We start from the raw sequence: 18,675 nt of genomic DNA on the forward strand, positions 1-18,675 counted from the left end.
TAGGAATGACAATAGTTCACCCTGCCTTTTATTAAAACGTTATCCACAATGCTTTTAGTTTTTTAACACCCCCCGGACCCCCCATTTCAACAATAACAATAGCTAATAAATATTCTTTCATTGACCAAAGGGAATGACAAAGGTTGTTTAGGGGTGAGGAGATTCCAGACTTCGCTGGAATCGAAATGAGGGAATATTTTGTTTACATGCTTACAAATACATATCATAATATTTTGTACATCGGTTTTACTAATAATACCTCAGAAGAGTGTACGAGTATAAACGAAAGCTCGTTTTTGGATTCACGAGCAAGTACAATTGCAAATTTTAGTGTGGTATGAAAAGTTTAATGATGTGAACTTAGCTATCGCCAGGGAAAAACAATTAAAGACCTGGCAACGATCCTGGAAAAATAATTTGATTGAAAAACATAACCCAGATTGGCATGATCTTGCAGCGAATTGATTCGATAAAAGTAATAAGTAACCTGAACCGATTCCAGAGGAGGCTGTATCTCCCGATCCACCCCACCCTATTTGTCATCCGATAACCTATCGGATCCCGCGCAGGCGGGAACCGATAGGCTTGTCCGAAAATATGTCTTTCGAAAATCGGCTAAAAATATTCCATAAAATATATAAATACATATTTTATTAAGAACTTAATTTTAACCGAACGCTAGTGATTAAAACACAGAAGCCTGCAAATATTTTGCAGGCTTCTGTTAAGTTTCAACGCTGAGTTTAGCAGGCTTTGATATTAATGAGCATCATAGATAATCACATTATCAAAGAAGACTCTGAACTCATCTAAAAATGCTTTATGTAGCGGATGAACCTGATATTCATCATGGCCGGCCATATCGTCAAACAGAAGAAATAAGCTAAAAGTATACGTAGTATCTACTACAGCGCGCTCGATGGGAGCCGGGGTTCCTATATGATACATTTTGACTGCTTCAATAAATTGCAGGGTATCCAGACTTTTTCGGAATGCGGTTTTCTGTTCTTCGGTTGTGTCGGCTTTAATCCAGAATAAAACGTGGTGTGCGATCATTTTTTTTTTATTTTTTTTCAAATATATAAAATGACAATGCTGTCGTCACATATCCTGGAAATTTCAAATACGAAAATGACAAAGCCGGTATAAAACCGGCTTTGAATAAAAATATAATAATTTGAGCTGCCAGAATCAAGCGGCTAAGCAGAATTCAGGGATATTAAAAAGTAATAGAACCCTCTCCTGTATATTCATAATTAGTAGGTGTATTTACTGTATACAATAAGGTCATATTTCCTGTTGCATTAGTAAATCTTCCGGTTCCCCCTGTGAATATATATTGCTGGAACATAAATCCTGTTGCGGGATCCATTCCTGCTCCGGCAAGGGTGTAGTAAAGTTTATCGCCGTTAGCTGCGGTACCTACACCACCAATTGATCCGATTACTTGTCCGGTGGCTGGATTGATACAAAATGTTGTTACTTGCGTTTGAAGTCCCAGGGCCGTTGAATTTCCTGTTCCATCAGATCTGAATTGAAGAGTTCCGTCTCCACAACCATTAGGGATATAAGAAATGGTTCCTGAACCCTTACTTTTCAATGGCCTGGTTACACTTTTGCCATTGTTTGATTTGTCTGCTGACATCTGTATGCCTGAACCATCATTAGCTTTTAATAATAATGCACTTGAAGTCATTTCGGCATATTTCTTAAGATCATCCTGATTAGTCGTCTCAGTGATCATATCCTTCTTACAGGATCCGAATAGCAATGCTACCGCTGCGATAATTAAAATCTTTTTCATAATTGGGGTTTTGAGAGCGTTTAGTATAAAAATACAAATATTTAATTTAAACTCATTTATTTTTCAATTAAGGCAAACTGAAACAAAAAGGCCGACACATGATGTGGCGGTTGTGCAACGGTCACGTAAGGTTAGGCATCGCCCTGTTTTCTAAAGCTTTTGCCGATACCTGATCTACGGCAGCGGTAAGATTCGCTTTTTTCTGTGCGCCATAACCTACAATAACGACCTCTCCAAGGGCTTTTGAATCATATTCAAGCCTGACATTCAGATCAGTTTTATTGCCTGCTACAATTTCCTTTGTAGTAAACCCAATGAATGAAAAAACGAGAATGTTATTTTCATTGTCTACATTGATGGAGAATTTTCCATTGGCATCTGTTGTAGTACCCCGCCCCGGAATACCTTTTACAATTACGTTAACGCCTGCAATGGCTTGATTTTCATTGTCTAATACAGTTCCCTTAATATTTTGCGACTGAGCATAAGTGCCCGCCCAGCAAAATACCAGGATTAAAACTGATGAGAACTGCCTGATGATTTTAGTAGAGTTTTTTAATTTCATAGCTTCTTTAATTTTGAGGCGAAGCTATTGGGAGTACTTTACTGTAATGTTAAGATGCAGGAATCTTTATGTCAATATTGCGCTCATTCTGTATATTTTGAGGGTAAATGAGGTATGAATTGTTAATGAGAATTTAACCGGTATGGAGCCTAGGTAAATTCGTAAGTCTTAAGAGCGCGACTTACAAAATCACCTAGACGATTGGAATTAGATTTCGCCTTGGTATTTGCATGTTTTTATTCCTTAAATCTGCTGTGTATTCTTCAATCTTGATAGAAATTTCTATTTTGTATAGAAATTGAACAGCTATATGATTACGAAAGGTCGTTTGGAAGCATTCAGTGATGGAGTAATTGCTATCATTATTACCATTATGGTTTTGGAGTTAAAAGTGCCCCATTCAGAAAATATTGAGGCTTTAGTGGCTCTATTTCCTGTGTTTATCAGCTATGTGCTTAGCTTCGTTTATGTTGGTATTTACTGGAATAATCATCATCATATGATCCATACAATAAAATCAGTAAATGGAGCAATATTATGGGCTAATCTTCATTTATTATTCTGGCTTTCGCTGATTCCGTTCGTAACTGCCTGGATGGGAGAGAATCATTTTGGGAAATGGCCGGTCATTCTTTACGGAATCATTCTTATAATGAATGCAGTTGCTTACTTCATTTTGGCAAAGACCTTAGTATCGCATCATGGTAAAGACTCCCTGATAGCAAAAGCTTTGGGTCAGGATTGGAAAGGAAAATTATCCTTAATTATTTATGCTACCGCGATAGGTGCCTCCTTTATCCATTCAGGGATCGGCATGTTCTTATATTTTGTAGTTGCAGTTATTTGGCTTATCCCCGATAGAAGAATAGAAAAACTCATGATCGCTGAATCACATAAAGAAGATAAACACTTTTGAGTTACCTGTTATCTGTTATCAGTTGTCTGTGATAGGGTAGTTCATTTTAAAATTCATGTCAAAACATTATATGTCATCCCTGCCTGCCGGCAGGCAAGGAACAGGAGAGATTGTCAACTGTCAACTATCAATTCTCAACTTATTTCCTACTCATCAGTTTCCTCACCTCCGCCACTTCCTTCTCACTTACAGGTCCTGATTTATTGCCAAAACTCTTCCTCACATAAGTTAAGATCTCCGAGATTTCCTTATCCGTAAGAAAGGATGCATGTGCAGGCATCGTATCGTTATAATTTTGCCCTTTTACCTGAATTGCACCGGTCATGCCATTCAGTACCACATTGATCAACACGGTTTTATCACTATTTACCCATTCAGATCCTGCAAGAGGGGGGAAGCGGCTTCCGTCACCATTCCCATCGCTTTGGTGGCAGTTTCTGCAATAAATATTGTACAAAAGCTCTGCATGTACCGGTTTGCCTTTCCGGTCAAGATTATCAGCCATTTCATCCGGAGTTTTGAGATGAGGTAAAGCCTTGCGCTTTTCCATTTCAGCCAGTTCTTTATTACCAAACGATTTTTTGTCGCCCTTGTACATAATTCTCCAAATCTTCCCTTTTTGAGTTTCACCCACATACAAAGAACCATCAGGACCTTCTGCGAGACCCATTGGCCGGTAAATAGCGTCATTGGCTACTGCAAGGGTATCTTTACCCCCAAAACCATCGGCAAATACCTCCCATGGCCCCGTTACCTTGCCATTCTTCATCGGAACGAAGACAACAACATTTCCTACCTGAGGGTATGGGATACGGTTAGTAGACCCATGCAGGGAAATAAATGCCCCTTCCTTGTAGCGGGCAGGGAACTGATCGCCTTTATAAAACAGGATATCATTCGGTGCATAATGTCCGGGGAAACCCAGGAGTGGTTTTGGAAGCTTGGCTCCTTCACCCTCTTTTACACCATCGCCGCCATATTCAGGGCTCAGGATTTTCTTCCCAAGCATCTGATCATAATAGTAATAAGGAAATCCACCATCGAATCCCTGAGTTACTTTGAAAAGTTCATCCGATGGGAGCATCGCACTTTTCCATGGGCTGTAATACTCCGGCCAAAGAAGTCGCAGATCATCCCGGCCATGATGCAGGGCATAAAGTGCATCGGTGCCTTTATCCCAGGTCATACCAACGATACTGCGCATTCCGGTAGCATAGCGTGTTCCGTCGCTTTGCTTTTGCTGGAGTTTATTTTCATCAAACTTCCAGATCCCGCCGTGGTCAAGCAAATAGGGACAGGGATTCATTCCCGGCGATCCTGGCTTCCTGTTCTCCACCTGGCATGAATTCGTTCCCATACCCCATGAAACAAACATATTGCCCTTTCCGTCAAACGCCAGCGCCTTTGCCATATGTTCATGAAAAGGCAGCGTATCGATTACCACAGTATCCATTTTACTGTCAGGTACCAGTTGTCCTTCCTTTAATTTATTGCGAAAAACCATTAATTCCGAACTAAAGTAGAGGTAGCCATTATGGATTTGCATAGCTGTACCTCTGTTACGGTTCTCATACTTGCCCCAGATTTTCACTGTATCAGCTTTTCCATCGCCATCCAAATCTCTCAGGGCTGCATTACCATAACCATCAATTGTCGGGGATCTTAGTTTGACATAAACATCCCCATTCTGGTTCACTGCAATATGCCTGGCACCAACATAATTTCCTGTAGGTTGGTTGTTCGGGCGACTCAGTTGTGTGCTTTTTGGAGCACCTTTAATTTCCGCAGGAGCATCCTTAGGTGGAGTGTATTTCGCAAGCTGGCTTATCTGCCGGGCGATAACAGAACCGCCTCCAATGCTATCAACTACGACCAGCGCCTCAAATCCACCGGGAAGGATCAATCCGCCATTATCCTTATCAGATGGAGGCAATTGATCTGCCCCCGGCTTACAACTGGCAATAATAAAAGAGCTGAGAATGATGCAAATAGAGCGGATACATAGCTTTGCAGGGAGGTGATGTTTTTTCATGGAATTAAAATAGTTTTTTATTTCGAATATTGAAACAGGAAACAGAAAGGTTACAGGGAGGGAATTTGTCGATGAGGTGATTTGTCGATTTGTCGATGAGGGGAAGAGGAATTAGTAAATTGAGATAATTAGATAATTAGCAAATTTGAAACGCCTGTCATCCAGAGGAGCCAACAGATTTTCTTAGTTTAATAATAATGTGTGGCGACGAAGGATCTCATAAAATGAGCAGGTTCTTGGCTGCAGCAGGAATCCTTAATAGGGCCTCGCCCTGTTGTAGGGTACTACTGGTTTCAAGACCTCCGCCCCAGGCGGAGAGGGTTTAAAGATACTGCGAGGATATGTCAATGAGATGCTTTGTCGATGGGGGAAATTGATTAGCAACCCGATAGCTATCGAGTGGGGTTAAGGACTTACGAAATCACATAGTCGAGCGGAAAGTAGATTTCGTCAGTCACATTATCTTTTATAGCAAATGGGAATCAGCTTTAAGATTTCATCTTCTTGGTTTCTATATTAATTCCGTATTGATACTTAAAACTTATAACCTACAACTTAAAACTAAAACTCCTATTATTATGGAAAATAATTGAAGTGCAAAGTTTATTACCAGAAGAAAACATCTCCCGTCGAAGGCTGAAAGCCATCTTTGGCGGTTCCATCGGTAACCTCGTTGAGTGGTACGATTGGTACGCCTATTCCGCATTTGCGCTCTATTTTTCTGCTTCATTTTTTCCGGAAGGCAATAAAACAGCTCAACTGCTCAATACCGCCGGCATATTTGCCTTAGGCTTTTTAATGCGGCCAATCGGTGGCTGGCTCTTTGGCCGGATTGCAGATAAGCTGGGGCGGAAACAAAGTATGACACTCTCGGTTTTGCTCATGTCCTTCGGTTCCATGCTCATTGCTTTTATACCTACTTATCAGTCCATAGGAATTGTAGCACCTATTATGTTACTGATCGCCAGACTTTTGCAAGGGCTGAGTGTTGGTGGTGAATACGGTGTCTCTGCGACTTATCTCAGTGAAATGGCCACTAAGAACCGCCGGGGTTTTTATTCCAGTTTTCAATATGTTACGCTAATCGGCGGACAGTTATTTGCACTCGGTATCCAGTTGATCCTGCAAAAATGGCTGAGTGATGAACAGCTTCACGACTGGGGCTGGCGAATTCCCTTTGTGATCGGAGCTATCCTTTCGCTGGTAGCGCTTTATTTGAGAAGCACGCTTTATGAAACCAAAGCATTCGAAGCTCAGAAGAATAAAGCTGATGAACGCAAAGGCACCATCAAAGAACTCTTAAAACATCCCAAAGCCTTGCTGACTGTTGTTGGTCTTACACTGGGTGGCACTCTTGCCTTTTACACCTACACCACTTACATGCAAAAATTTCTTGTGAATACAGTGAACCTGAGTAAAGCCGAATCCACGCAGATCTCTTTTATTAGCATGCTGATATTTGCGCTTATTCAACCTGCATTCGGAGCTTTGTCTGATCGCATTGGTCGCCGTCCACTGCTGATTAGTTTCGGTGTTCTGGGTACCATTTGTACTGTCCCATTGCTTACTACATTGAGCCACACAACTTCCCCGTACAGTGCTTTCTTCCTGCTGCTGGCAGGTTTGATTATCGTTAGTGGTTATACCAGTATCAATGCCGTTGTCAAAGCTGAACTTTTTCCTGCACAGGTGCGCGCCCTGGGTGTTGGATTGCCCTATGCGCTCACCGTAGCCATCTTTGGCGGCACAGCAGAGTATGTGGCACTCTGGTTAAAAAACTCGGGTCATGAGGAGTATTTCTACTGGTATATCACCGGCTGTGTCTTTTTGTCTTTACTGGTTTATGTTGGGATGAGGGATACGAAGGAGACGTCGATGCTGGAAAGGGATTTGAAGATTTGAGGATTTGAAAATTTGAAGATGGGAACAGAATTAGCAAATTAGTAGCGCCTGTCATCCAGAGGAGCCAGTCGATTTTCTCAATTTACTGAAATTTTGAGGCGACGAAGGATCTCATTGCTATGAGTTGGATTTTTGCTATAGCAGCTTATTAGGGAGCCTCACCCTGAGAACGGAACTACTGGTTTTGAAAATTAGTGCTGCCCTCTCCGAAGGAGAGGGTTTAAATTTCCTGCTACGAGAGATCTTTTGCAAGCATTTTCGATTTAAATCACTCAAAAATGCAATTTTTGAACTAAATATTAAATTAGTCTAAAAATTAGGTTTTGTTCGTACCTCCTTCGTAACTTGTTCGTAGAGCACCCCCTTTACGACCCCCTGAGAGCACTATTGTACGAACATGGTATGATGTTGCTCCCTTGATGGTCGCAACTTGCCTCGTCCTGTATAATACTGTTTCGATTTTTTTTAGCTTTCCGCTTTTAGCTTTCTGCTTTCCGCTCAAGAAACTCCTCCCTCAACCTCCTCGCAACAACCTTTTCCTCTCCTGGCTGCATCATCCAGACGGTTATGGATATCGAATTACCTCCTTTTGCCCCGGGTTTGGGTGGTGTAGCCTGACCCTTGAAAATCGGTAAGCCTGAAAAGCCTGCTTCAATGGATGGATTTCCGTTACGAAGATTTTCACGCAGTTCATGGCCGCTTAGTTTGATCTTAGTATCATCCCAGGTGATGCGGAGGGATGGGGTATGATTTCCAAGTGGATTGACTGTTACTTTTGTGGTGATTCCATCGATTGATTTTACTGCATTTTCAATCAGTGCAATCCCCGCTTCCCATTTCTTCCACTCTTTATCATGATCCATTGCAATCATGTTTTTGATTGCCACATAAGCTCCCAGGATCTCTTCTTTGTTTACTTTATGTCCGCGGCCGATGGTTACCGCCCGTGGTGGGGCACTGAGGCGTGCAGCCTCGATCAGGTGTTTTCTCCCCATTAAATAGCCGGTGCTTTGTGGTGCGCGGACTGCCTTCCCCCCCGAAAGGAAGACCAGGTCAAAGCCCATATCATTGAATTTCCATAAATTTTCTATGGGTGGCACATCTGCTGCAATATCAATGGATGTTGGAATATTGTATTTTTTACCCACTTCAATCCATTCTTCATGTTTGATCTTTCCTCCATTCACAGCAATATTCAGGAAGTGCATCATCGCTGTTTTTTCATTGATGGCCTTCTCCAGTTCTTCCCTGGTTTCTACGGTGATGATCTTACATCCGGTTAATAAAAAAGCCTGGGTATAGGCATCTTTATGTGCTTTCTGACAGATCACTTCCGATTTCATTCCATCCAGATTGGGCAATTGCCCCACCTTTTTCATATCCAGTCCCGTGAGTACACCCGCTAAACCCAGGGTCATTGCTGAATAGGCTCCGCTGGTTATCGTAGCAGCCTCAGCATGAGTCATTTTTGCAATTTGTTCACCCACCTTATCCTGCAGCTCATCCAGCATGCAAAACTTACCAACCGAACTGTTGATCGCCTTCAAAACCTTATCCTGCATAATACTGCCGGTCATATAGGTTAAAGTGCCTGCTGCATTAATGAATGTGCGGATCCCCAGTTCCTTATACAGATCTTCTGCCGGAGCAGGTTCTGCCTGTAGGGAAAGGTTGTTTATTCCACCTGCGAGGGGCAGGAGGGTGAGGGATTTGAGGAGTTGGCGGCGTTTCATGGGGTTGAGAATTTATTTGGTGTGCATTTTAGATTGGGAAATTACTGATATTATGTAATCCTCAGGGCTTAAAAATTTCATTTCTGTGGAAGTCGAGATTTTCTTGAGAAGGATAATGCCTGCTGCCAAAAGGTAATCTTATTTTTGCTCCCCTTAATTTGGTTGAGCCGTAGGGGTGATCCGCATTTTCAGTTATCTGAGAGCTAATTAGAATACGATATTCGTTGTCGATACTTACTAAGCCTCTATCAAATGCACGATGTAAATTAGGGCATAAGGCAATACCGTTATTTATTTTATCATCATGAGTTTGACTAAAGGGTATGATATGGCAGGCATCGATAAAATTGTGTCCATATATGGACTCAAGACGCATCCCTGTAAAGCAACAAGTTGAATCATACACTTTAGGTACAAGTTTTTTGAACAATCCTCCTCTGACAAAAACATCCTCTTCTGTTTCAATTTTGATATGCCGGTATTTAGCCTCGGGTTCATTTAATATATATTCCTGAAGGTCATGAATATAACCCAGACCTTTTTGTTTGCTCAAAAGGAAATTACTTTTTGTTTCTGAAAAATATGTATCAAGTAATAATGTCTTTATTACGTTTTTAGAAATAGGGTCGGTTAATAGTTGAAAGAATTCATTTTCAAAATAACCATAATCTAATACTTCGGCTAATCGAGTAACACTTTTTATGTGAGCATTTATCTGACAGCCTAATTTAGTTTGAAGGAACCAGAACTGTTTTTCATTTATTTTCTCACTTTGTAGGTAATAGAATGGTTGTGTAAAATCAGGCTGATGTAAAGTATTAACTAATAAACGCCAGTTTTCTTGAAATGCACCCACAAGATCAGTATTAACATAAACACGGTTGTTCCAAACCAGACCTTTTTCTATAAGCTCGATGATAGAAATTAGTAGAATTGGTTTGTGAGGAGCCTTTCCGTAAGGTGTATTAGCTCTGTTTAGCTTAGAGAGTTTTGAGAGATAGGAATTCAGAATATGGTTACTCATTAGTGAAATAATTTATTTTCACATTTATTATCCAACTGCCAATTTCCCACTTTCTTTCCAGATGTAAGCTGGCATTGGTTCTTTTAATTTCCATTCGATATTCATCGGTTTTGTGCCAGATGAATTCAAGAAATCGGCGAGACCTAAAAATACATAATTCATAGTATAGCCATATTCGTCTGTATTCCGTTCTCTAACAAATAGCAATACTTTTTTATTCAGTTTTTGTTGATTTATATAGGATTGGCCTTTGGGAGATTCAGGTGAAGTTGCATTTTGGGACTGCCAGTGAAAAAGATACTCACTGAGAGCATAATCGTCATAAAGCGTGGTTGGTGAATATTCCTTTTCAGATTTTTTAAGGGTAATTAAAAGAGCTTCGGTATTGGTGTCTTTATTATAAAATACACCTGTTTGGCCAAAAGCTGTTTTTTCAAATGTCTGAATACCCAATGCAACCAAAATTTCATCTAAATTATATCGACCATGTAGTTTTAAGGGGAAGGGAAAATTCAATTTAATTTCCTTCTCAATAAAATCTACTTTTTTGATTAAATAATCCAATACCTCATTTAATTCGGCAAGTAAAATTTTGTTCTTCAAAAGTTGCTGAAGACTTTCATTTATTGAGCTATAGCCGAGTTTTGGCCCTGCATTTTGCCATAAATCGTAATAAAACATTAATAACATTGATTGATAGTCAATGGAATTAACGTAATGAAAGCTATTTGAAATTAGTTTTTGAATAAACCGAAGATAACTTAATGAATTACACTGGAGTAATTTTTTGATACAACGTGTAAGCTCTAATTCATTAAGTTCATTAAAATTGGGAATTACTCCTGCATCAGCACATAACCGTTTCCAAGAACCCTTTTTATAAATTAGTTGGATGTCGATTTGGTGTACATCTAAAAAATTGTTCAAAGTTAAAGGTACTGTAAACTGATGTTTGAAGTTTCGGATTTTACCAATCAATTGATTACGATTAAAGCCAATTGCTTCTCGAATATTCTTTAAAATTATTTCTTTAGCTTTTTTCTCTAGTATTATCGAACAACCTAATGGTAAATGAGGGAATTCATCTTCAATCTCTTTAACTATTGAAGTATGGGTTTTACCTACTAATGCTCGAAATTTATGTTCAAAATCATATTCTGGTCTTGCATTCCCAACAAAATCCAGAACGGTCAAACAGTCTTTGTCTTTAGCAAGCCTCAACCCTCGTCCTAATTGTTGGAGGAAAATGGTTAAGCTTTCAGTTGGTCGTAAAAATAAAACTGTATCAATTTCTGGTATATCAATCCCCTCATTATATATATCTCTTACAAACAAATAGTTAATTTCCTTGCTTCGAAGTTTCTCTCTTACCACGTCCCTATGTGCTGAATTATCGCTTGTTAAATAATCTGCCTTTAGGCCAGCAATTGTAAATTTTTCTGCCATATAACGAGCATGCTCCTGACTTACACAAAACCCTAAGGCTCGAACATCACGTACATCTGTTAAATATTTTTCACAATTAGTGATAATTTCACCAACGCGACGATCATCCTCTGTGTAAAGTTTAGTTAGCTCATTTATTTCATATTTTCCACTTTTCCAGTTTATTTGAGAAAGATCAACACTGTCTGAAACAGCAAAGTATTGGAATGGAGATAATAATTTTCTATTCAATGCTTCCGGTAAACGAATCTCCGCAGCAATTGTATTACAGAAATCCAATAAGATATCCTCGCCATCCATACGCTCTGGAGTAGCGGTTAAACCTAATAGAATTTTAGGATGGAACTTTTCTATTATTGGGCGATAACTATTCGCAGCAATATGATGGACTTCATCAATAATGATAAAGTCGAAGAAATCTTTGGACAGGGAAATATCCTTAATTCTATTGTTCAGTGTCTGAACAGAAGCGAAAAGATGTTCATAATTTATAGGCTCATGACCATCTAACCATAATTCACCAAAATTTGAATCTCTCAAAACATGTTGAAATGTTTCTTGTGCCTGTTCTAAAATTTCTTTTCTGTGAGCAACAAATAGCAATCTAGCTCTTGGATTATTTTCTTTAAAATTTTTATAGTCAAATGCGGAAACTACTGTTTTTCCAGTGCCAGTAGCTGCGACAATTAAGTTTTTAAACCGCTTATGAATAATTCGTTCTGACTCAAGTTTACTTAATATTTCATCTTGAAAGGGGAATGGGTTCAGGTCAAAAAAAGTAGTAATTCCTTTCCTGTTGAAATTGGTTTGCTGTTTTAGAGCATTATGCAATTTCTCTCGATCCTTGCCCAGGTTATAATATTCAAATTCTTTATCTTCCCAATAGGTTTCAAAGGTCTTTTTAAACTTATCGATAATATGGCTTATCTCTTGTGTAGTTACTTTTAAGTTCCATTCAAGTCCGTTTGTTAAAGCAGATCTTGAGATATTTGAAGAACCAATATATCCTGTATGGAAACCAGTTTTCCTTAAAAAAAGATATGCTTTTGCATGTAGTCGTTCATGGTCAGCATTATATGAGACTTTTATTTCCGTATTCTTTAATCCTGCTAAGAATTCTACTGCCTTAAGGTCAGTAGCACCCATATATGATGTTGTTATTATTCTAAGTTTCTTACCTGAATTAGTAAATTCTTCCAGCTCTTCTTTGAATATGCGGATTCCAGAATATTTAATAAAGGATACAAGCCAGCAAATTTCATCAGATGAAAGTATTTCTTTTTTTAATTCACTTTCTAATGAGATTCCAACATTACTACCAGTAAATAATTCACTCTGGCTTAGTCGGGTATAGGGTGTAATATGTCTTACACGATCATTTAAGTCTGAAAATGGAGAGTCAAGCTTGGAAAAAATAGCTTGTAGAAGTTTCCCCTCATTATCGATTAGGTTTTCCGAGAGGTTAAGTGAGGGTAATTCTTCTATGAGTGATTGAATAATCTTATTGGAGAGATTGATTTGTTTAATGGAGCAATCATCATCATCTTTAAAACTACTTAACGCGAATTGAATAGTTTCTGCTAAATATTGACTTAAATATCTTGATGCCTCGGCCTTGTCAAGTTTTGCACTTTTTATAAAAAAGGCATTTAAATCAACAGACTGGAGTTTATTTGCAATTAACTTATTTATTAATTGTTCATAGAGCCCTAATTCAAATGCCATTTTATCTAATTAAGTATTGTTCAACTATTGGTATATCCGCCTCCGCCCAATCCAAATCTAACAAATCCTTAACATCCAGCCTTTTATAATCAGTATGTTCTTTTAAGATAATCTCCCCGTCCTTCTGCCGGCAGATAAATGGAATCAGACGGATCAGTTTGTCGGGGTATTGATAATCATTCGGGCTTAAACTTGCGGTAATTTCTATCTCAATATTCAGTTCCTCTTTAATCTCCCGGATCAGGCACTCTTCGGCTGTTTCATTTTCTTCGATCTTGCCGCCAGGGAATTCCCATTTTAGGGGAAGGGGCATGAGGGGGCTGCGCTGGGTAACGAGAACCTGGCCAATTGAATTGAGGATTATTGCACAGGAGACCCGAATCATTTTATTTTAGTTGTCTGTTGCCTGTTACCAGTTGTCTGTAATTTATTAGTTCAGATGAAACGAATTTGTCATTGCGAGTGTAGCGAAGCAATCTTTCTACTATCGTCATAAGATTGCTTCGTCGTACCTCCTCGCAATGACATGTGCGAATTTCGCGTCCTGCTTTCCGCTTTCGCCTTTCCGCTTTCAGCCTGAGAATTCATTTCTTCTGAACCACACTTTAAACTTATAACCTACAACTTATAACTTACAACTTTAACTCGTAAGCAACAACCGTGTTCCTGAAAAAAGTAGGCACATAAACAGTTTTCGTTTCAGGGTCGAAGCCGATATCGGCTGTGCTTCTTTTCTCCTCCCGGGTATCCATCAGCAAATGCTTGGTACCATCGGTATTAACATGCCATAATGCACCTGCCCAGCAGGAAATGATAAAGTCATTTCCCTGAATATTTTCAATACCATCAATTCCGCCTTCCATGCCGTCAGCGATCAAAGTGAGTGAGTTATCGGCATTAACTTTGAACATGCCGGTGCCATCGAGCAGATAAAGCACGTCCTGATGGAACAGAACCCCATTAGGTGCTGTTAAGTTTTCAGCAAGCAATTCAGCTTTTTCATTTTCCATCCGGTATAATTTCTTAGCCTTGGAATCAGTCACATAAATTACTCCTTTAGAGTCGATGCTGATATCATTCAGGCCTACTGCGCCTTCAAGCGGAATAGTCTTTTCAATTTTCCCGGAAGCGATGTCTATCACTGCAATATTTGTGAGGTCGGCAACATATAATTTACCATTGAACATGCCCATTCCTTTTGGTGCATGCAAACCGCTTACCCATTCGGCAGCGATTACCTTGCCATCCAAACCTACTTTACCTACCGAACCTTTTCCATCAGCTTCCCATGGATTTGTGCCATCAATATTACTCACATATAAAACCTGTGCGGCTTTATCAAACAATACCGATTCAGGAACCTTCAGCGAACTGTCGCTTTCCCATCTTAGAACCAGTTCAGGGGCTTTTGCAGAATCTGCCTGTTCTGTCGTTTTTTTATCGCTTGAACCTCCGCAGGCTGCCAGGAAGAGTACTCCCAGAAAAAGAAATGGTTTCATAGTTTTTTTATTTTTTTTAAAAGGTGATGAAGCTATCATGATTTAGTAATCATTCCCCTGCGGGTTTGAGCAAAATCATGATGGTTTCATAAGTTTTGATTTTGAATTAAAATTAAAGGTACAAAACAGAATTTTGGCTTACAAATTGGCCGACAGATTATTCCGGGCCTTGCCTGTCACCTTGTTTATCTGCGTAAAAATCTACATATTTAAAATAAACCTGAGTCCTTTGCAAACCCTCAGGTATCCACGACACGTATATACCGAAACGGTTACTTTAGAAAATGAGGTATAAAATCACAAATCTGGTCTTCTTACTGGCCTTATTGTATTTTACTGATGCAGAAGCACAGGCTCCGGTCATCAGCTCCTTTTCTCCAAAATCCGGTTCACCGGGAACTCTGGTAACTATTCAGGGTTCTTCACTAGATAATGTAAACTCAGTCACGATAGCAGGTAAATCAGCACTAATCATCTCTAATGATGCCGGTACTGTCACCGCTTATGTTATGCCCGGTGCTGTGAACGGACCTGTCTCAGTGAGTTCAGCTACCGGAAACGCCAGTGGTTCAGAGAATTTTACTATTGCTGCGAATTTATTTCCCAGCACCCAGCAGGGAAATAAATTGCTTGGAACAGGCAATGTCGGTGTGGCTGAATCGGGGAGGTCGGTCGCAATCAGTGCCGATGGGAATACGGCTATTGCAGGTGCTCCGAATGATAATACCCAGCAGGGTGCGGCATGGATTTATGTCAGGAATGGAAATGTATGGACTCAGCAGGGACCTAAACTGGTTGGAACCGGGAATGTTGGTCCGGCGCAGCAGGGTAGGGCTGTCGCAATCAGCGCGGATGGAAATACTGTGATTATTGGTGGGTATTTTGATAGTGGAGGCATTGGCGCTGCATGGATCTTTAACCGAAAAAACAATGTCTGGACTCAACAGGGTGAAAAGCTGGTTGGAACTGGTTATGATAGTTTTATTCTGCCTGTCAACATGGGATATTCAGTCGGGATGAGTGCTGATGGGAATACCGTTATACTTGGTGGGCCGTATGATACTCACCCCCGGGGTGCTGTATGGATCTTTAATCGCAAAAATAATTTGTGGACGCAGCAGGGAGAGAAATTATTTGATGAAAGTAGTCCTGAGGGAGGGCAGGGAATTTCTGTAGGCCTGAGTGCGGATGGGAATACCGCAATTGTTGGGGCACCACTCGACAAGAACCAGCAGGGTGCAGCCTTTCTTTACTTTAGAAATGGTACAGAATGGGACAGACAGGCTAAAAAGCTGGATGTTTCCTCCTATCCGGGTACGAAATGGCAGGGAATATCTGTTGCACTGAATGCCGATGGAACCAGTGCCGTTCTCGGAGCTTCGGTAGCCGATAATGCCAGAGGAGCTGCCTGGGTATTTGTCAAAAATGGGTCTGAATGGACTCTGAAGGGGAATAAGATAGCAGGTACTGTAAGTTCCGAAAGTGCTGCTCAGGGCTGGTCAGTGGCCATGAGTGCTGATGGTAATACGGTATTGATCGGTGCAAAAGCAGATAACTGGACGAATGGTGCAGCATGGGTATTCACATGGGCGGATAATTCATGGACACAAAGAGGACCCAAATTAACAGGTATTGGGAATGTGGGTGTCGCAAATCAGGGTCAGTCGCTCGCATTAAGTGCCGATGGCTCAACTGCAATAATCGGAGGGAATCAGGATAATGATCGAATGGGCGCCTCATGGATTTTTGCACCCGGGCCAAAAATTTCAATTTCACTTAAAAATTATAGTTCGGAATTTTGCAAAGGGGTAGTTAAGACTATATTTTCGTACGATAAAACCGAAGGCGATCCCAATTTGTACAGTATAATCTGGGATCAGAAGGGCTTGGCGGGAGGTTTGATCAATGTGACCGATCAGGTTTTACCCCCGGGCTCATTTGAGATCACAATGCCTGCTACTCTTGCTGATGGCATTTACAATGGAGCCTTAAAAGTGCGCAACAGCAGTACCGGAGAAAGCAGTACCGGGAGCATATTTACCCTGGTCATTCCGGAACCTCCGAAAATATCACCGATTACAGGCTCAGGAACCGTCTTGGTAGGATCGAATACGACACTTTCAACATCAACAGCAACTTCGGCTGGTATATGGAGTAGCAATGCCCCTGCAATAGCAACGGTGAATGCGGTAAATGGACAGGTGACTGGTATAGCAGAGGGTTCTGCGATTATTACCTATACCCTGAGCAATGCACTTGGCTGTACTAATACGGCAAATTTTAGCTTGTTGGTAGTTTCAGCATCTTCACAGCAGACACTTAATTTCCAGGCTCTGCCCGAAAAAATTTATGGTGATGATGATTTTACACCCACGGTTTTTACTGCTGAAGCGGGAGCCGTGATTGTCTTTACAAGTGCTGATCCAAAGGTTGCGACAATCAATGCATCTGGTCAGATCAAAATTACCGGTGCGGGAACCAGTCTGATCACTGCCTCCAAAGCTTCGAATAGTGCCGTATTTGCGACCCAGTTATTAACTGTGAAGCCCAAAGCTTTGATCATCAAGGTGAAGGATCAAAGCAGGGTTTACGGTGCAGCAAATCCGGAACTTACTTTAGAATATACCGGGCTTGCTAAGGGGGAGACTGATGCGGTTTTGCTGAATAAAGCCAGTGTGAGTACCACGGCTGCTTTGACCTCAGCTCCGGGAACTTATCCTATTGTGGCTAGTGGAGCTACAGCAGTAAATTATGCTATCAGCTATCAGCCGGGAATAATGCTGGTTAACAAGGCTGATCAAATTCTAACATTTGACCCAATCCCGAATAAAATGGAATCGGATCCTGTATTTCCTTTGAACGCAAGTGTGAATTCGGGATTAACACTCAGATTTATCAGCAGTGATAATTTGATTGCAGAGATTATAAATGGAAATCAGGTGAAGATTAACAAGCCAGGAACAGTCAGGATTGAAGCTATACAGATGGGAGATTCGAATTATAATCCCCTAAGTGTTTTCAGGGAATTTACAATCTATCCTTCAATTTTCAGTGTCAGTTCAAACTCTTTTACCCCCAATGGGGATGGAATAAATGATCAATGGATTCTTAAGGGCCTGGAATCTGATAAAACGGCAATGGTTCAGATTTATAACCGCTATGGGCGAATGGTCTTCGGGAGCAGCGGATACACAACACCATGGGATGGACATCATCAGGGAGCTAAGCTCCCGCAGGGGACGTATTATTATAAGATTTCAGTACGGTCGGGGAAGCAGGTGGTTTCGGGGATGGTGACTTTAATTTACTGATTTGCCCATAATAATTGTTCGTTAAAAACACAAATCAAGGACTAATGTTAAATTACTTTGCCTATACTGCGTAAACCTGGAATACCGATCTCCGCAATCAGCAATACCGGTAATTTAGGCCCTGTAGTCTGAGTAATGTCCCGGTTACGAATCATGTTCGTGTTTTCAACTAACAATTTCAAATTATGGGATATATTACCCGCTCATGGCCGCGGGGCCTAGTCCTTTTCCTGCAGGTGGCTGTTGCACAATGATTCAATTTCCTTAGACAATTATTTTGAACCAGAGGTCCAATTTAGTGTTGTATTAAATTTGACTAATTGAATCATCTCTTGGGTAAATAAAGTTCCCTGTGGTTGGTGTTATCACCGAACAATGATATAATCGTGCCTGGTACGGTGAGAACACCGACCAGAGGGGAAATAGAACGTGATTTCTTGCCGGAAATACTCCGCAGGAAAGGGCTTAACTAGCCTATAACACACAGGTATTGGTTTCAAAATCAATTATTGTGGCTCCAAAGCCTAATCCAGCAATTTTAACCGTATTTTTTTACCCTTCCTTATTTTGAATATTAGGATAAGCCCTGTCTATGTTTAGTAAAACCAAATCTGTCTTTTGGATTTTCTTCTGATTTGTGTATCCTCAGGCTTCTTAATCTGGCAGAATCAACAATCCACTTTTCTCATTAATAATCGTAATTTTGCCCCCTGAATTA

Annotated in this window: 12 protein-coding genes; 3 read left to right on the forward strand and 9 right to left on the reverse strand. The window is 40.5% G+C overall.

The window, feature by feature from the left end; genetic code table 11:
- Positions 1-759: 759 nt before the first annotated feature.
- The 3 genes from Q8M41_RS09925 to Q8M41_RS09935 all read right to left on the reverse strand — a co-directional run bounded on the left by Q8M41_RS09925 (position 760) and on the right by Q8M41_RS09935 (position 2,369).
- The gene (locus Q8M41_RS09925; RefSeq protein WP_305365110.1) at positions 760-1,056 is read right to left on the reverse strand and encodes a Dabb family protein; all 297 of its coding nucleotides are present in this window, start codon (positions 1,054-1,056) and stop codon (positions 760-762) included.
- Positions 1,057-1,219: 163 nt separating this feature from the next.
- Entirely contained in the window at positions 1,220-1,804 is a 585-nt protein-coding gene (locus tag Q8M41_RS09930) for a hypothetical protein (RefSeq protein ID WP_305365111.1), read from the reverse strand.
- Positions 1,805-1,925: 121 nt separating this feature from the next.
- Positions 1,926-2,369 (reverse strand): carboxypeptidase-like regulatory domain-containing protein, encoded by a 444-nt coding sequence (locus Q8M41_RS09935; protein WP_305365112.1) that lies wholly within the window; start codon positions 2,367-2,369, stop codon positions 1,926-1,928.
- A 310-nt stretch (positions 2,370-2,679) separates the two neighbouring features.
- Between Q8M41_RS09935 and Q8M41_RS09940 the strand changes: the two genes are divergently transcribed.
- Positions 2,680-3,285, forward strand: a complete 606-nt coding sequence (locus Q8M41_RS09940) for a TMEM175 family protein (RefSeq protein ID WP_305365113.1) — start codon at positions 2,680-2,682, stop codon at positions 3,283-3,285.
- 139 nt (positions 3,286-3,424) lie between these two features.
- Here Q8M41_RS09940 and Q8M41_RS09945 read toward each other — a convergent pair whose 3' ends face one another.
- On the reverse strand, positions 3,425-5,317 hold the full coding sequence (locus Q8M41_RS09945) for a c-type cytochrome (protein WP_305365114.1): 1,893 nt from the start codon (positions 5,315-5,317) through the stop codon (positions 3,425-3,427).
- A gap of 594 nt (positions 5,318-5,911) precedes the next feature.
- On the opposite strand from Q8M41_RS09945, the gene Q8M41_RS09950 reads away from it, so the two are divergent.
- Positions 5,912-7,219: an MFS transporter gene (locus Q8M41_RS09950; RefSeq protein WP_305365115.1), complete on the forward strand. Its 1,308-nt coding sequence runs from the start codon at positions 5,912-5,914 to the stop codon at positions 7,217-7,219.
- 479 nt (positions 7,220-7,698) lie between these two features.
- On the opposite strand, the gene Q8M41_RS09955 is transcribed toward Q8M41_RS09950, so the two are convergent.
- The 5 genes from Q8M41_RS09955 to Q8M41_RS09975 form a co-directional block, all read right to left on the reverse strand.
- Positions 7,699-8,952, reverse strand: a complete 1,254-nt coding sequence (locus tag Q8M41_RS09955) for a selenocysteine synthase (protein ID WP_305365116.1) — start codon at positions 8,950-8,952, stop codon at positions 7,699-7,701.
- Positions 8,953-9,013: 61 nt separating this feature from the next.
- Positions 9,014-9,976 carry an HNH endonuclease gene (locus tag Q8M41_RS09960; protein WP_305365117.1) on the reverse strand — a complete coding sequence of 321 codons (963 nt, stop codon included), beginning with the start codon at positions 9,974-9,976 and terminating at the stop codon, positions 9,014-9,016.
- A 27-nt stretch (positions 9,977-10,003) separates the two neighbouring features.
- A complete protein-coding gene (locus Q8M41_RS09965; RefSeq protein ID WP_305365118.1) occupies positions 10,004-13,147 on the reverse strand; it encodes a DEAD/DEAH box helicase in 3,144 nt (1,047 codons plus the stop codon).
- Between the two features lies 1 nt (position 13,148).
- A complete protein-coding gene (locus Q8M41_RS09970; RefSeq protein ID WP_305365119.1) occupies positions 13,149-13,532 on the reverse strand; it encodes a (deoxy)nucleoside triphosphate pyrophosphohydrolase in 384 nt (127 codons plus the stop codon).
- Between the two features lie 247 nt (positions 13,533-13,779).
- The gene (locus Q8M41_RS09975) at positions 13,780-14,646 is read right to left on the reverse strand and encodes an SMP-30/gluconolactonase/LRE family protein (protein WP_305365120.1); all 867 of its coding nucleotides are present in this window, start codon (positions 14,644-14,646) and stop codon (positions 13,780-13,782) included.
- A 284-nt stretch (positions 14,647-14,930) separates the two neighbouring features.
- On the opposite strand from Q8M41_RS09975, the gene Q8M41_RS09980 reads away from it, so the two are divergent.
- Complete coding sequence (locus tag Q8M41_RS09980; RefSeq protein WP_305365121.1) at positions 14,931-17,957, forward strand: gliding motility-associated C-terminal domain-containing protein; 3,027 nt, start codon at positions 14,931-14,933, stop codon at positions 17,955-17,957.
- The last annotated feature ends 718 nt before the right edge of the window (positions 17,958-18,675 follow it).

The sequence above is a fragment of the Daejeonella sp. genome, from assembly GCF_030684675.1.
In the GTDB taxonomy this organism is placed as follows: Bacteria; Bacteroidota; Bacteroidia; order Sphingobacteriales; family Sphingobacteriaceae; genus Daejeonella.

What these genes read in the sequence shown, in the direction of transcription:
- Q8M41_RS09925 (WP_305365110.1), bottom strand. Translation starts at nt 1,056, where the DNA reads ATGATCGCACACCACGTTTTATTCTGGATTAAAGCCGACACAACCGAA.
- Q8M41_RS09930 (WP_305365111.1), bottom strand. Translation starts at nt 1,804, where the DNA reads ATGAAAAAGATTTTAATTATCGCAGCGGTAGCATTGCTATTCGGATCC.
- Q8M41_RS09935 (WP_305365112.1), bottom strand. Translation starts at nt 2,369, where the DNA reads ATGAAATTAAAAAACTCTACTAAAATCATCAGGCAGTTCTCATCAGTT.
- Q8M41_RS09940 (WP_305365113.1), top strand. Translation starts at nt 2,680, where the DNA reads ATGATTACGAAAGGTCGTTTGGAAGCATTCAGTGATGGAGTAATTGCT.
- Q8M41_RS09945 (WP_305365114.1), bottom strand. Translation starts at nt 5,317, where the DNA reads ATGAAAAAACATCACCTCCCTGCAAAGCTATGTATCCGCTCTATTTGC.
- Q8M41_RS09955 (WP_305365116.1), bottom strand. Translation starts at nt 8,952, where the DNA reads ATGAAACGCCGCCAACTCCTCAAATCCCTCACCCTCCTGCCCCTCGCA.
- Q8M41_RS09960 (WP_305365117.1), bottom strand. Translation starts at nt 9,976, where the DNA reads ATGAGTAACCATATTCTGAATTCCTATCTCTCAAAACTCTCTAAGCTA.
- Q8M41_RS09965 (WP_305365118.1), bottom strand. Translation starts at nt 13,147, where the DNA reads ATGGCATTTGAATTAGGGCTCTATGAACAATTAATAAATAAGTTAATT.
- Q8M41_RS09970 (WP_305365119.1), bottom strand. Translation starts at nt 13,532, where the DNA reads ATGATTCGGGTCTCCTGTGCAATAATCCTCAATTCAATTGGCCAGGTT.
- Q8M41_RS09975 (WP_305365120.1), bottom strand. Translation starts at nt 14,646, where the DNA reads ATGAAACCATTTCTTTTTCTGGGAGTACTCTTCCTGGCAGCCTGCGGA.
- Q8M41_RS09980 (WP_305365121.1), top strand. Translation starts at nt 14,931, where the DNA reads ATGAGGTATAAAATCACAAATCTGGTCTTCTTACTGGCCTTATTGTAT.